At 66.2% G+C, this 13,801-nt stretch carries 12 protein-coding genes; 2 read left to right on the plus strand and 10 right to left on the minus strand.

Features of this window, described 5'->3' with window-relative positions:
* Positions 1–92: 92 nt before the first annotated feature.
* Positions 93–1,535, plus strand: coding sequence for an NAD-dependent succinate-semialdehyde dehydrogenase (locus ACSFBF_RS13485; protein WP_435467690.1), 1,443 nt, complete (start codon positions 93–95; stop codon positions 1,533–1,535).
* Here ACSFBF_RS13485 and ACSFBF_RS13490 read toward each other — a convergent pair.
* From ACSFBF_RS13490 to ACSFBF_RS13505, 4 genes are all read right to left on the minus strand, one after another.
* A complete protein-coding gene (locus tag ACSFBF_RS13490) occupies positions 1,532–2,248 on the minus strand; it encodes an MgtC/SapB family protein (RefSeq protein ID WP_093058856.1) in 717 nt (238 codons plus the stop codon). The genes ACSFBF_RS13485 and ACSFBF_RS13490 overlap by 4 nt on opposite strands.
* A 32-nt stretch (positions 2,249–2,280) precedes the next feature.
* The gene (locus ACSFBF_RS13495; protein ID WP_435467692.1) at positions 2,281–2,856 is read right to left on the minus strand and encodes an NIF family HAD-type phosphatase; all 576 of its coding nucleotides are present in this window, start codon (positions 2,854–2,856) and stop codon (positions 2,281–2,283) included.
* A 261-nt stretch (positions 2,857–3,117) separates the two neighbouring features.
* Positions 3,118–5,886: a magnesium-translocating P-type ATPase gene (gene mgtA / locus ACSFBF_RS13500; RefSeq protein ID WP_435467694.1), complete on the minus strand. Its 2,769-nt coding sequence runs from the start codon at positions 5,884–5,886 to the stop codon at positions 3,118–3,120.
* Between the two features lie 216 nt (positions 5,887–6,102).
* Positions 6,103–6,306, minus strand: coding sequence for a hypothetical protein (locus ACSFBF_RS13505; RefSeq protein WP_435467696.1), 204 nt, complete (start codon positions 6,304–6,306; stop codon positions 6,103–6,105).
* 761 nt (positions 6,307–7,067) lie between these two features.
* On the opposite strand from ACSFBF_RS13505, the gene ACSFBF_RS13510 reads away from it, so the two are divergent.
* The gene (locus tag ACSFBF_RS13510; protein WP_435467698.1) at positions 7,068–7,538 is read left to right on the plus strand and encodes a low molecular weight protein-tyrosine-phosphatase; all 471 of its coding nucleotides are present in this window, start codon (positions 7,068–7,070) and stop codon (positions 7,536–7,538) included.
* 7 nt (positions 7,539–7,545) lie between these two features.
* Here ACSFBF_RS13510 and ACSFBF_RS13515 read toward each other — a convergent pair whose 3' ends face one another.
* Genes ACSFBF_RS13515 through ACSFBF_RS13540 form a run of 6 tightly spaced genes read right to left on the minus strand, consistent with a single transcriptional unit; the run spans position 7,546 to position 13,800 of the window.
* Positions 7,546–7,965: an acyl-CoA thioesterase gene (locus ACSFBF_RS13515; RefSeq protein WP_435468778.1), complete on the minus strand. Its 420-nt coding sequence runs from the start codon at positions 7,963–7,965 to the stop codon at positions 7,546–7,548.
* Positions 7,965–9,266, minus strand: a complete 1,302-nt coding sequence (locus tag ACSFBF_RS13520; protein WP_435467700.1) for a TRAP transporter large permease — start codon at positions 9,264–9,266, stop codon at positions 7,965–7,967. Before ACSFBF_RS13520 ends, ACSFBF_RS13515 begins: the two co-directional genes overlap by 1 nt.
* Positions 9,263–9,787, minus strand: a complete 525-nt coding sequence (locus ACSFBF_RS13525) for a TRAP transporter small permease (RefSeq protein WP_256216979.1) — start codon at positions 9,785–9,787, stop codon at positions 9,263–9,265. Before ACSFBF_RS13525 ends, ACSFBF_RS13520 begins: the two co-directional genes overlap by 4 nt.
* A gap of 3 nt (positions 9,788–9,790) precedes the next feature.
* The gene (locus tag ACSFBF_RS13530; protein ID WP_435467702.1) at positions 9,791–10,873 is read right to left on the minus strand and encodes a TRAP transporter substrate-binding protein; all 1,083 of its coding nucleotides are present in this window, start codon (positions 10,871–10,873) and stop codon (positions 9,791–9,793) included.
* A 48-nt stretch (positions 10,874–10,921) separates the two neighbouring features.
* Positions 10,922–12,166: an alpha-hydroxy acid oxidase gene (locus ACSFBF_RS13535; RefSeq protein ID WP_435467704.1), complete on the minus strand. Its 1,245-nt coding sequence runs from the start codon at positions 12,164–12,166 to the stop codon at positions 10,922–10,924.
* A gap of 17 nt (positions 12,167–12,183) precedes the next feature.
* Positions 12,184–13,800: an indolepyruvate oxidoreductase subunit beta family protein gene (locus tag ACSFBF_RS13540; protein WP_435467706.1), complete on the minus strand. Its 1,617-nt coding sequence runs from the start codon at positions 13,798–13,800 to the stop codon at positions 12,184–12,186.
* Position 13,801 lies beyond the last annotated feature (1 nt).

Here is a 13,801-nt window from a genome sequence, read left to right on the forward strand (position 1 = left end):
GCCGGCGCATCCTTTCGGGTGCAGAGCCGCACAGCACATCCAGAATTCCCCATTCTTCTTTTCATCATCCAGTCCCCGAAGGAAAGTTCGCCATGACCGCCACCTACACCGACACCCGCCTGCTGATCGACAACGAATGGGTCGACGCCACCGGCGGCAAAACGCTGGACGTCGTGAACCCCGCCACCGGCAAGGCCATCGGCAAGGTGGCTCACGCCAGCATCGCCGACCTCGACCGCGCCCTGGCCGCCGCACAGCGCGGCTTCGAAACCTGGCGCAACACCCCCGCCAACGAGCGCGCCGCCGTCATGCGCCGCGCCGCCGGCCTGATCCGCGAACGCGCCCCCGAAATCGCCAAGCTGCTGACGCAGGAGCAGGGCAAGCCGCTGGCCGAAGCCAAAGGCGAAACGCTGGCTGCCGCCGACATCATCGAATGGTTCGCCGATGAAGGCCGCCGCGTCTACGGCCGCATCGTGCCCTCGCGCAACCTGGCTGCGCAGCAACTCGTGCTGAAGGAGCCGCTGGGCCCCGTCGCCGCTTTCACGCCGTGGAACTTCCCGATCAACCAGATCGTGCGCAAGCTCGGCGCCGCATTGGCCACCGGCTGCTCGTTCCTGGTGAAGGCGCCCGAAGAAACCCCGGCATCGCCCGCCGCGCTGCTGCAGGCTTTCGTCGACGCCGGCATTCCGCCCGGCACCGTGGGCCTGGTGTTCGGCAACCCCGCTGAAATCTCGAACTACCTGATCGCCCATCCGATCATCCGCAAGGTCACTTTCACCGGCTCGACCCCGGTCGGCAAGCAACTGGCCGCGCTGGCCGGTGCGCACATGAAGCGCGTCACGATGGAGCTGGGCGGCCACGCCCCGGTGATCGTGGCCGAGGACGCCGACGTGGCGCTGGCCGTCAAGGCCGCGGGCGCGGCCAAGTTCCGCAACGCGGGTCAGGTCTGCATCTCGCCGACCCGCTTCCTGGTGCACAACAGCCTGCGCGAAGAGTTCGCCCGCACGCTGGTCAAGTACACCGAAGGCCTGAAGCTCGGCGACGGCCTTGCCGAAGGCACGACCATCGGCCCGCTCGCCAACGCCCGCCGCCTCACGGCCATGGCCCATGTGCTGGAAGATGCGCGCAAGAAGGGCGCCACCGTGGCCGCCGGCGGCGAACGCGTGGGCGACACCGGCAACTTCTTCGCCCCGACCGTGCTGACCGACGTGCCGCTGGACGCCGACGTGTTCAACAACGAACCCTTCGGTCCCATCGCAGCCATCCGCGGCTTCGACAAGCTCGAAGAAGCGATCGCCGAAGCCAACCGCCTGCCCTTCGGTCTGGCCGGCTATGCCTTCACCAAGTCGATCAAGAACGCACACCTGCTGAGCCAGAAGCTCGAACTCGGCATGCTGTGGATCAACCAGCCCGCCACGCCGTCGCCGGAAATGCCTTTCGGCGGTGTGAAGGATTCGGGCTACGGCTCGGAAGGCGGCCCGGAAGCGCTCGAGGCTTACCTGAACACCAAGGCCGTTTCGATCCTCGGCGTTTAATCTTCGGCAGAGGCGTTCCAGAACGCCTGCTGCACGCCGTCGAGCGTTTCGAGCTCGGCAATCACCTGGTCGAGCTCCAGCGGCTCGACCGCGGTGGCGTACAGCGTTGCCTCGATTTCCGTGTCGGCCGGCCCGAAGGCGTGCTGGTCGACATCGCGCACCGGGTAGTTCGCGGCTTCCAGGAGCAGCAACAGCTGGTCCATCACCTCGGGCCGTGCCGCGCGCGAGCAGATCACGCGCACCGCATAGGTCGCCTCGCTCGATTCTTCGCTGATCGGGCGGCGGTTGATGCGATTGACAACCGGCCGCAGCAGCGTGTTGCTGGCCAGCACGAACAGCGCGGCGATCATCGCCTCGCCCAGCAGATCGGCACCCGCGCAGGCGCCCACCGCCGCCGACCCCCACAGCGTGGCCGCCGTGTTCAGGCCCGTGATGTTGGCACCTTCCTTCATGATCGCGCCCGCGCCCAGAAAGCCGATGCCCGAGACCACGTAAGCCACCACGTGCACCGCCCCGTCCTGACCGTGCAGGCGATTGGCCATGTCGACGAACACCGCCGCGCCCACGGCCACCAACGTGTTGGTGCGCAGGCCCGCGGTGCGCTGTCGTATCTGGCGCTCGAGGCCGATCAGCGAGCCGAGGACGAACGCGGCCGCGACGCTGATGAAAGTGTCGAGCAGCGAGAGCAGGTTGATGTTCTGGATGGCTTGCATCGAAAGTTTCCCTGTTGTTGTGATGTCGATGTTCAATCGGCCGGCGGTGTCATGCCGGTATGCCGCTGGATGTGTTCACGCCAGTTGCGCTTCTCGATGTGCCTCACATTCGGAACGTCCGCAAGGTGCGTCAGATACGTCGCCAGCAACGGCAACTCCGCATCGCTCCTGTCGCCCACGAACTCGCGCACCGTCACCAGGTTGCCGTAGCTCCTTGCGTACTTCGATGGCGTGTCGTCGACGGCGATGATCGATTCGAGTGGATAGCCCTTGGACTTCAATTTCTGCAGGTTCTTGATGCTCTGGTACTCGCCCGTCATCCAGTCTCGCGTTGTCGTGCAACGTGCGCTCGACCAGACAAACTCCAGCGTGCCGCCCGGGAAGATGCGCTCGACGATCTGCGACGCGTAGCTTTCGCCCGATGCAGTCCAGACGCCGACCTTGAACTGTGCGAGCACGTTGCTCACGAAGTCGGCAAGGTGCGGCCGCAAGTGCACGCGGTAAGGGCCGACGCGAAAATCCTCGTCGTGGCCGAGTGTGTTCTCCGTGGCGTGAACCAGCGTTTCGTCGAGATCCAGCACCAGCAGTTTGCGGGTCTTGAGTGTCATGTGCATGTGGGGCGGCTTCACTCTGAGAGACAAAGCATATTCGACCGTTGTGCGTTGTTTCGGGGCGCGAGCACCCCGTCGATGTGATCAGCCAGAGTAGTGGTTGAACGGCCAGCACAACAGCCGCGCCCATGTGCGAATGACACCGGGTGCTCCCCGCAGCGAAATAAAGGAGGAGGCCGCAGGCCGGGGGACATTCGCGGAGGGGAGTACCCGGTGTCATTCGCACGCACCCCGAACAGTCCCCTCAGCACAGGCACATCACTGCCACCCATACCGCCGCGCATACCACCCCTTCACCGCCTGCGTCAGCACCGCATAGCCGACCAGCATGGCGACAAGCCAAGGGAAGTACATCAACGGCAGCGCCTGCAGCTTGAAGTAGTGCGCCAGCGGTCCCATCGGCAGCCAGATGCCCACCGCGGCAATCGCCGCGGCCATGATCAGCAGCGGCCATGCCGCGCGGCTTTGCAGGAACGGGATCTTGCGCGTGCGGATCAGGTGCACGATCAGCGTCTGCGACAGCAGGCCCTCGACGAACCAGCCCGACTGGAACAGCGTCTGGTGGCCCACCGTGTTGGCCGCGAACACGAACCACATCACCGCGAACGTGAGGATGTCGAACACCGAACTCAGCGGGCCGAAGAACACCATGAAGCGCCCCAGGTCGGCCGGGTTCCAGCGCTGCGGGCTCTTCAGGAACTCGTTGTCCACGTTGTCGAACGGAATCGCGATCTGCGACACGTCGTACAGCAGGTTCTGAACCAGCAGGTGCAGCGGCAGCATCGGCAGAAACGGCAGGAACGCGCTCGCCACCAGCACCGAGAACACATTGCCGAAGTTCGAACTAGCAGTGAGCTTGATGTACTTGAGCATGTTCGCGAAAGTGCGGCGGCCCTGGATCACGCCTTGCTCCAGCACCATCAGGCTCTTCTCCAGCAGGATGATGTCGGCCGATTCCTTGGCCACGTCCACTGCGCCGTCCACCGAGATGCCGATGTCTGCGGCGCGCAGCGCAGGCGCGTCGTTGATGCCGTCGCCCATGAAGCCCACCACATGGCCGTTGGCATGCAGCGCGTGCACGATGCGTTCCTTGTGGGCAGGGGTGAGCTTGGCGAACACCTGATGTGCTTCGACCACGAGCCGCAGGTCGGCATCGGCCATGTCCTCGATCTCGCGGCCGAGCACCATGCGACCGACCTGCAGGCCCACATCGGCGCAGACCTTGCGCGTGACCAGTTCGTTGTCACCGGTCAGCACCTTCACCGCCACGCCGTGCTCAGCCAGCGCGCGCAATGCGGGCGCGGTCGATTCCTTTGGTGGATCGAGAAATGCCACGTAGCCCAGCAGCGTGAGTCCCGACTCGTCGGCCACGCCGTAGGCAGGCTTCTGCGCTTCGACCTTCAGCGAACGGCTTGCCACGGCCACCACGCGCAGGCCCTGGGCATTGAGCTCCGATGCCACGCGATGAATGCGCGCCAGCACCTCGGCATCGAGCGCCAACACCTCGGCACCGCGCTCGACCGAAGTGCACACCGACAGGATCTCTTCCAGCGCGCCCTTGCAGATCAGCAGGTGCTCGCTGCCGCCATTGGCCACCACCACCGACATGCGCCGGCGCGAGAAGTCAAAAGGCACTTCGTCGATCTTGCGATAGGCCGTCTGCAGACGCGTTTCGAGCTGCATCTCGGCATGGCTCAGCACGGCCTTATCGAGCAGGTTCTTCAGGCCCGTCTGGTGAAAGCTGTTGAGGTAGGCCAGCTGCAGCACGTGGTCCGAGCCTTCGCCCCAGGCGTTGGTGTGACGTTCGAGCACGATGCGGTCCTGCGTCAGCGTGCCGGTCTTGTCGGTGCACAGCACGTCCATGGCGCCGAAGTTGTGAATGGCTTCGAGCCGCTTCACGATCACCTTCTGGCGCGACATCACGACCGCGCCTTTGGCCAGCGTGGCCGTCACGATCATCGGCAGCATCTCGGGCGTGAGGCCGACCGCGATCGACAACGCAAACAGCGCCGCCTCCCACCAGTCACCCTTGGCCACGCCGTTGATCACCAGCACCAGCGGCGCCATCACCAGCATGAAGCGGATCAGCACCCAGCTCACGCGGTTGATGCCCGCCTGGAAGGCGCTGGTGCCGCGATCGGTGGCCGTTACGCGCTGCGCCAGTGCGCCGAAGAAAGTACGGTCGCCCGTGTGCACGATGAGCGCGGTAGCGGTGCCGCTGATCACGTTGGTGCCCATGAAGAGCAGGTTCTCGCGTTCGAGCACACCCGCCGCGTGGTCGCCGCGGTCGACGACGAACTTCTCCACCGGCATGGCCTCGCCCGTCAGTGCGGACTGGCTGATGAACAGATCTTTCGCGGTGAGCAGGCGGCAGTCGGCCGGGATCATGTCGCCGGCCGACAGCGCGATCACCTCGCCCGGCACCAGGTCGCGCATCGGAACCTCGACACGAACCGTGCCGGCGTGCGTGGTGTCGAAGCCCTCGTCGCCAGCAGCGCCCGTCTTGTAGCCCGGCGCAGGCCGCAGCACGGTGGAGGTGTTGCTCACCATCGCCTTGAGCCGGTCGGCCGCCTTGTTGGAGCGCGACTCCTGCAGGAAGCGCAGCACCGTCGACAGCACCACCATGCTGCCGATCACGATCGTGGCCTTCATGTCCTCGGTGACGTAGGAGACCAGCGCCAGCACCGTCAGCAGCAGGTTGAACGGATTGCGGTAGCACTGCCACAGGTGCTGCCACCAGGGCAGCGGTTGCTCGTGGCGCACCTCATTGCTGCCGAAGCGCTTGCGCAGCACCTGTGCGTGGCCTTCACTGAGGCCGCGCGGCGAGCTGTTGAGCTTGATCAGCATCTCGCCGGCATCGATGCGCGAGGCGGCGCCCAGTGCCTTCGCGATGTCGGGCGGCATGCTGATGGCGGAGCCGATGCCGACGGGTTTCGAGCCCAGCAGCGTCTGCCAGCGCTCGAAGTGATGCAGCATGTGGCGGCTGCGCAGGAAGCTTTCGAAGAAAGACTTCAGTACGTTTTTCATGAGGTTCTCCTTCAGGGGCGGCCGCCGCCCGCCCAGGGAGAACCTCCAGGCATCAATCAGCCAGGAGCAACCCTTTGCGAAGCGCGGCGGCGGGCCGCGTTGTTGTTGGTGCAATCGATCGAAGCGAAGGGGGCGCGCTACGGCGCAAATGAGAGGCTGGGTCCATCGTGTGCTCCCGGGTTGCTTGCAGGTTGGAAGAAGGGCGCGGAGAGCGGCTCAGCGGCGAGGCGTGCAGGCAGGCTGGAGCACCAGGAAGCTGCGGATGCGGCGTGTGGTCCAGAGCGCTGCGGCCTGGTCGAGCGAGGCATCGACGACGGGCGCGGCATCAACTGCCGCAGGGTCGCGGGCAGGCACGTGCGCCGATGAGCGAACGCGCTGCTGCTGTTCGTGCGGCTGACGACGAAGATGAAAGTGACGCATGACAAGGCTCCTTCGCGATGAAGGGCCTCGCGCACGGACGCACGCAAGCTGACTGAAAAAGTCAGCGACGAAACGACGGGAATCGGGAGGAGGAGAACCGCTTGCCGATGAGGCAAGAGGGTCACGCTGTGTGCACACCGGCACGCAGCGCGGGGGAAGCCTGCGCTAGAGAGCCGGGTGTGTCACGCCTGCCGAGGCACGCGTCTTGTCACTGATCCAACTGGCACTGTCCACGCACGGGGCTCCGAAATGAAGATTCCGAATTGTTGCACCGCATCACAAAGAGCGTCAACCCTTTTGGCTATGTCCCCCGATGCCAGCATGGTGGTTATCGCCTCACTGTTGCGGTTACGCCCCGGCTCGCGCCGACGCCCGAGACGGTCGTGCGAACTGCACGCCCTCGCTTCACAGAACACCCGCGCCGACTTCATGCTGAATTCACTTCGCTTGAGCACACTGGCTTCGACAGCAGACGGCGCTGGTAGAGGCGAGGGAGGAATAAAACCGCTCAGGGAAGTGCCTCGATGCCGACTGCTGTCACCTTTCAAATCGCTCGGGCGTAAAAAAGCCCGCTCGAAGCGGGCTTTGGGAATGTGGTCGTGAACTCTTACGCGGTCCACGCTACGGCAAATTCTTTTGCATGAAGTCATTTTTGTTTTTCTCGTCGTAGTGACTTCGACGCGCTGGTGTGAGATTCAGCTTGCCTGGCCAGGCAACGCTCAGGATCATTGAGCGAGGCCGTATTGTAGCCTCTGCCGCATATGAAGAAACTGGCGATCCTGTTTATTTGCACCGGCAACATCTGCCGCTCCCCCACAGCCCACGTCCTGTTGATGCACAAGGCCCGTGCTTCGGGCTTCGACGTCGAAGTCGACAGCGCCGCCATCTCCGACGAAGAGCGCGGCAACCCGCCTGACTCACGCTCCGTGGCCGAGGCAAAGCGCCGAGGCATCGAGATGCACGTCCATTCCGCGCGCCAGGTCCGCAAGGCCGACTTCGAGCGCTTCGACCTGATCATCGGCATGACTGCCCAGCATTGCGCCGCGCTGCGCAGGCTCGCCCCCGCGGGCACGGCCAGCAAGATCCACCTGTTCACCGAATTCGCCGCCGGCATCGAAGGCGACGTGCCCGACCCCTGGTACGGCGGCCACAAGGATTTTGTCGAGGTCTTCGACCTGATTGACCTTGGCGTCGACGGCCTGCTTGCAAAGCTGCAGGCCGAAGCGCGCTGACCCGTCGTTACTCGCAGAGCGCCCGAATCGAAGGCGGAATCGCGACCGCCCGAATGCCTCCGCCTTCACGCTTCGCCCCGAAGATCCGCACCTCCTCACACTCGAGGATCAGGTCATCCCCACGCGTCACGCGGTACGTCTGCACAAAGCTCTTCTCGCGCCACTCGGTAACGCGCACCGCAATCTGCAACGTATCCCCATAGCTCGCGGCTTTCACGAAGCGCGTGTGGGTGTCGACCAGCGGCGTGCCGATCACGCCCAGCGTCTCGGCAGTCTCCTCCCAGCGCGGCACGCCGCACCCGGCAAAGAAGTGCCGCGATGCCGCATCGATCCAGCGGAAGAAATTGGGAAACCAGACGATGCCGGCCGGGTCGCAATCGCCGAATTCGACGCGTGCGGTGTAGACGATTTCTTTGATGCTGCTCATCAGCCCATTCTCGTCGGCAGCCACAAGGCAATGATGGGGAAGGCGATGAGGATCACCAGCCGCACGATGTCGGTCACGATGAACGGCAGAACGCCCTTGAAGATGGTGGTGAAGCTCACGTCCTTCACCACGCTCTTGATGACGAACACGTTCATCCCCACCGGTGGATGGATCAGCCCCAGCTCCACCGTCATCACGATGATCACGCCGAACCAGATGGGGTCGAAGCCCAGGTGCACGATCACCGGATAGATGATGGGCACGGTCAGGATGATCATCGCCATCGCGTCCATCAGGCAGCCCAGCACCAGGTACATCAGCATGATGAGCGCGAGCACGCCGTAGCGGCCGATGCCCAGGCCGGTCAGGAACTCGGTGAGCTTCTGCGGGCTTTGCGTGATGGTGAGGAAGTAGCCGAACAGCAGCGCACCGATCAGCACCGTGAACACCGCCGCGGCCGTGCGCGTGGCCGAGAGCAGTGCCTCGCGGATCTTCGGGCCGTCGAGCTTGCGCCGAACCAGCCCGAGGATGAACGCGCCGCTCGCGCCCACGCCGCCCGCCTCGGTCGGCGTGAAGAAGCCGCCGTAGAGCCCGCCGATCACGAACACGAACAGCACCAGCGGTGCCCACACGTTCTTCAGGTCCTTCAGGCGCTCCGACCACGGCTTGATCTCGCCGCCGGGCAGCCAGTCGGGCCGCAGTTTCACGATGATCGCGATGGTCATCACGTACATCGCCATTGCGAGGATGCCGGGCACGATGCCCGCCATGAAGAGCTTGCCGATGTCCTGCTGCGTGAGGATGGCGTACACCGCCAGCACGGTCGAGGGCGGCAATATCGCGCCCAGCGTGCCGCCCGCAGCAATCACGCCGGTGGAGAAAGACTGCGGATAGTTGAAGCGCCGCATTTCCGGATACGCCACCGCCGAGAATGTGGCAGCCGTGGCCACCGACGAGCCGCAGATCGCCGCGAAGCCGCCGCACGCCACCACGGTGGCCACGCCGAGCCCGCCGCGCAAGTGGCCGATCATCGAGTTCGCGGCCTTGAAGAGTTCGCGGCTCACGCCCGACACCGACACCAGCGCCCCCATCAGCATGAACATCGGGATCACGCCGAAGGTGTAGTCGGTCACGGTGCGCATGGAGGTCTGGCCCACCAGCTTCAGCGCGGGCCCGGGCCCGACGAGGTAGCTGTAGCCCACCACGCCGACCAGCCCCATCGCCATGCCGACCGGCACGCGCAACAACATCAACACGAAGAGGGCGACAAAGCCCAGGATGGCAACTGCATCGGGGCTCATTCATCAGCCTTCTGTTCGGGGTGGATTTCTTCGAGCTGCTCGGGATGAAAGATCAGCCTGTAAGTGCGAATGGCGATCAGCAGCACCGCGCACACGTCGCCGGCCCAGGCCACGGCATAGAAGGGCCAGGTCGGAATGTTGAGGTCGTAGGTCTGCACGTTGTCGACGTAGGTACCGCGCACCTTGTCGAACAGCATGGCGGTCTGCACCGCCACCACGAACAGCAGCACCAGCGTGGCGAACACGTCGATCACGCGCTTCATGCGCGGGCCCGCCGCCGTCCACACGAGGTCGACCGTGATGTGGCCACCGCGGTAGCTGGTGGCCGCGATGCCCCAGAAGATCAGGATGCCCAGCAGCATGCGGCCGAAGTCGTATGCGTCGGGGATCGAAGTGTCGAAGAACTTGCGCAGCACCACGGCCACGAAGATGTTGAGCGCGACGATCCCCACGAAGATGGCGGCGAGCCATTCGATCGTGTTGATCGCGCGGTCCATGTAGCTGGCGGACCGTGTAGCCATCGCTCAGAGCGCCGATTTGTATTTGACGAGGCTGGCCTTCAATGCGTCCATGATGGCCTTCGGGTCTTCGCCCACCTTCTTCACGCTCTCGGCCCATTGCGCCTCCGAAGGCGCTGCCGCCTTGCGCCATGCGTCGAGCTGCTCGGGCGTGAGCTTGTAGATCTCATGCCCCGAAAGCGCTGCCATCTTGGCATGCCCCGCAAACTCGAAGTCGGCCCACGGACCGGCCACCTTCTGCGCCCATTCGCTGGTGCAGTGGTCGTCGATCACCTTCTTCTGCGCGGTGGACATGGCGTCGTACTTGCCCTTGTTCATCACCCACACGAAGGGCGTGACATAGAGCGGTGCGTCCATGTGGTACTTCACCACCTTGTCGATGCCGAACAGGCCAATCGATCCCCACGGGAAGGTGATGGCGTCTGCCACGCCGCGCTCCAGCATGTCGCGCGACTCGGGCGCCGAGGCCTGCACGTTGGTGCCGCCCAGCGAGGTGATGAGCTGGCCCACGGTGCTGGTGGCCGGGCGCACCTTCATGCCCTTGACGTCGCCGGGCACCGTGATCTTCTTGCGCGAGTGGAAGGTGCCCGGGTCATGCACGAACGCGAAGCAGTACTTCACGTCCTTCATTTCCTTGGCCGCGTAGTTGCGATACCAGGCGTCGATGGCGGCCGAGCCTTCCTTGCCGTTGGCGAACAGGAAGGGCAGCGACGCACCAGCCATCACAGGAAAGCGGCCCGGCTGGTAGCCGGGGTTCACATACGAGAAGTCGGCGATGCCGTCGCGCGCCATGTCGTAGTGGTCGAAGGCCTTGCCGAGCTGCTCCGACGGAAACAGGATGGCGGTGATGGTGCCGCCCGATTCCTTCTTGATGTCGTCGGCCCAGGCCTGCAGCGCGGGGTTGAGCGGATGCTGCGCGGGCACCCAGCTCGACAGCTTGAGCTGCACGGGCTTGTCTTGCGCCTGCACGGCGGGCGTGCCCGCGACGAGCGCGGCGCAGGCTGCGAGCAGGGCAAGGGGCTGAATGCGGCGAGCGACGCGTTGCGGGCGTGGTGTGCCGCGGCGGCGGGGTTGGTGCGTGGTTTGCATGGTCTCCTTCGTTATGGGTGGCGTGTGAAATCGTCGAGCCTGGTGAGCCTAGGCAGGCGCGCGCGCGGGGTAAATGGAGGGTTTCCCGCGCGTGCTTTCCAAAGGGCGTTGCGCGGAGCCGTTCTGTTGTTCGTCGAGCGAACGCGGTGTGGGCCGATCGACATGGCGCGGGCCGAGCTCGCGTGCATGCGCCGCACCGATCAGCGTCATCGTGCGTTCGGTCTCCTGCGCCAGCAGTTGCAGCACAGACAGTGCTCCCCGCTCGCCGTCGCAGGCCAGTCCGTAGACGGGCGCGCGGCCGACGAGGACCGCACGCGCACCCAGCGCGAGTGCCTTCACGATGTCGCTTCCGCGCCGGATGCCTCCATCCATGAGCACGGGAATGCGCCCGCCGACCGCATCGGCAATGGCAGGCAGCGCCGCGATGCTGGCCGGCGCCGCATCGAGCTGACGCCCGCCGTGGTTCGAGACCACGATGCCGTCCGCGCCATACCGCACGGCGCGCCGTGCGTCCTCCGCGCCGAGCAGGCCCTTCACGAGCAGCGGGCCGTCCCAGAGCTTGCGCAGCCACGCGAGGCTTTCCCATGTCAGTGTGCGGTCCATGGTGCGCGAGAGCAGCGCGGCCTGTGTCTGCGCGGACACGGGCGCTCCGTCGTCATCGGGCAGCAGGTTCGCGAACTGAGGCATGCCGCCACGCGCCAGCCGCAGCAGCCACGCCGGGTGCCGCGCCATGTCGAGCACCGTGCCGGGCGTGAGCCGCATCGGCACGCGAAAGCCGTGCCGCAGGTCGCGTTCGCGCAAGCCGCTGACGGGCACGTCCACCGTGAGCACCAGCGCCTCGAAGCCTGCGGCGCGCGCGCGGTGCACGATGCGCTCGGCGATGGCGCGGTCGCCCATCACGTAGAGCTGCATCCACAGCGCCGCGTTGGGGGCGGCGGTGCGCACGTCCTCGATGCGGGTGTTCGATGCGGTCGAGAGGATGAAAGGCACGCGCGCGGCCTGCGCGGCGCTGGCCAGCAGGGCATCGGTGCGCGGGCGCACGAGGCCGGCCAGCCCGATGGGTGCGACCGCGAAAGGCGCGCGCCAGCGTCGGTCGAAGAGTTCGATGCTCATGTCCACGGTGCTGGTGTCGCGCAGGCACTCCGGGATCAGCGGCAATGCTTCGAGCGCGTCGCGGTTGCGCCGCAGGCAGCGTTCGTCCTCCGCGCCGCCGTCGACATAGTCGAACACCAGGCGCGGCAGCACGCGCCGTGCGCGGCGGCGGTAGTCCTCGACGTTGAGCAGTTGCGTCATCGTGGGGGCCTTGCGTCTCAGGCGCCGCCGGTCGGCTTGCGCTTCATCCAGCGGATGGGCTGGGCCTTGATGGGGCGTGCGGGCGCGCCATGTTCGACCAGTGCCGCATCGAGCGCCTTGCCCGCGTCGTCAGCCAGCGCGGCTGTGCGCGCAGCAGCCACGGCCAGCGCGCGTTCGGCCGGCGCCACATCGGGCTGTGCGGCGAGGTGGTCGGTCACGTGCAGCAGGTTGTCCTTGCCGCGTTCGTTGGTGCTGCCGTAGCCCTTGATGAGCCGTCCGCACAGCGCCAGTTCGTGGCCCAGCGCCCAGGTTTCGCGCGTGCCGATTTCCACGGCGGCGAGCCAGCGTTCGATGAGAGCCTGTTCCTCGGCAAAGCGGCTGCCACGGCGGCGCAGCCAGCGCAGTGAGGCCAGCAGCCGCAGCGAGGCCATGCCGAACACCGAATGGCTGCCCACCTTCAGCGGCAGCGCCCACGGCGCGAGGCCGCGCGCTTGCCTGCCCCGGTCCCATGCCGTCACGCGGCGCGAGAGCGAAGGAGGCAGCAGCGCCGCGAACTCGGCGGCGCCGGGTTTGAAGTGGTCGTAGACCTTCACGATGTCTTCATCGCCGGCCCGCACCTCCTGCCGCACCCGCTGCGCGCGGCTCGCGCGGCCCTTGAGCGCGGCCACGCGCACGATGTCGTCGAAGGCCATCCACAGCGCGAGCCAGCGCGCGGCCTCGCGGGTGATGGCAAAGCCATGCGCGCCGGCTGGGTCGGCGGCGCGCTCGGCGTCGAGCACGCGGCCCAGGCGTTCGGCGTAGAGCGCGGCGTAGGCGCTGTCCTGGTAGTCGAGCACGCGGGCGTGACCGAGCGTGAGCATGTCGTGCACGGCGGGCGGAAAGCGCCGCGCGAGGTCGGCGGGCAGGGCGCTGGCTGGCGGCGGCGCATCGTTCGTGTCGCCGGCCAGCACGCTGCTCACGAAGGCGGCCTGCGCGCGCGGGGCGCTCACCGCATCGAAGGCCGCTGCAAAGCCCCGCAGACTGGCGGCAGCCATTTTGCCGAGCTTGTCCGGCGCGCTCGTGTCGCCGCCGCGCACGACGTGCTCGTAGGCCTCGCGCGGGAACGGAAACAGCCCGCTGCCCGCAATGGCGCCGAGCATCACCGCGCTGACCACCGTGCCGCTGTCGCGTGCGATGGCGTTCATGTCGAACACATGGTGCTCGCGGCTGAATGCCTTCACCACGTCGAGAAGCCGCTGCGCGTCGGCACGGCCGTCGCCGGGCTCCATGCGCTCGGCCGTCGTGAAGATGCGCGCCGACGAGCTGATGACCAGTGTGCGCAGCGGCGCGCTCATGCCGTTGCCGATCTGCCGTGCGGTTTCCAGCAGCTCCGACGAGACGATCGCGTCGAGCGCGCCCGGCACCGGGCTCAGGCTGAACACGGGGCGCTTGCCGCCGAGCTGCGCGAGCGGCACCGGGAACACTTCGAGGTAGTAGGTGGTGGCGCCCGTGCGCTGGGCGACGCCGGGAATCGACGTGCTCTGCGCCGCGTAGCCGGCGTGGCGTGCGATGTCGACCAGCCATTCGGTCAGCACGCCACCGCCTTCGCCGCCGAGGGCGCAGACGAGCAATGTGAGGGGGCGGTTCTGTTCCATG

The organism is Variovorax nivicola, assembly GCF_051216475.1.
Taxonomy (GTDB): domain Bacteria; phylum Pseudomonadota; class Gammaproteobacteria; order Burkholderiales; family Burkholderiaceae_C; genus Variovorax.

Coding starts and splice junctions, on each gene's coding strand:
- ACSFBF_RS13485 (WP_435467690.1), top strand. CDS start 93: ATGACCGCCACCTACACCGACACCCGCCTGCTGATCGACAACGAATGG.
- ACSFBF_RS13490 (WP_093058856.1), bottom strand. CDS start 2,248: ATGCAAGCCATCCAGAACATCAACCTGCTCTCGCTGCTCGACACTTTC.
- ACSFBF_RS13495 (WP_435467692.1), bottom strand. CDS start 2,856: ATGACACTCAAGACCCGCAAACTGCTGGTGCTGGATCTCGACGAAACG.
- mgtA (WP_435467694.1), bottom strand. CDS start 5,886: ATGAAAAACGTACTGAAGTCTTTCTTCGAAAGCTTCCTGCGCAGCCGC.
- ACSFBF_RS13505 (WP_435467696.1), bottom strand. CDS start 6,306: ATGCGTCACTTTCATCTTCGTCGTCAGCCGCACGAACAGCAGCAGCGC.
- ACSFBF_RS13510 (WP_435467698.1), top strand. CDS start 7,068: ATGAAGAAACTGGCGATCCTGTTTATTTGCACCGGCAACATCTGCCGC.
- ACSFBF_RS13515 (WP_435468778.1), bottom strand. CDS start 7,965: ATGAGCAGCATCAAAGAAATCGTCTACACCGCACGCGTCGAATTCGGC.
- ACSFBF_RS13520 (WP_435467700.1), bottom strand. CDS start 9,266: ATGAGCCCCGATGCAGTTGCCATCCTGGGCTTTGTCGCCCTCTTCGTG.
- ACSFBF_RS13525 (WP_256216979.1), bottom strand. CDS start 9,787: ATGGCTACACGGTCCGCCAGCTACATGGACCGCGCGATCAACACGATC.
- ACSFBF_RS13530 (WP_435467702.1), bottom strand. CDS start 10,873: ATGCAAACCACGCACCAACCCCGCCGCCGCGGCACACCACGCCCGCAA.
- ACSFBF_RS13535 (WP_435467704.1), bottom strand. CDS start 12,166: ATGACGCAACTGCTCAACGTCGAGGACTACCGCCGCCGCGCACGGCGC.
- ACSFBF_RS13540 (WP_435467706.1), bottom strand. CDS start 13,800: ATGGAACAGAACCGCCCCCTCACATTGCTCGTCTGCGCCCTCGGCGGC.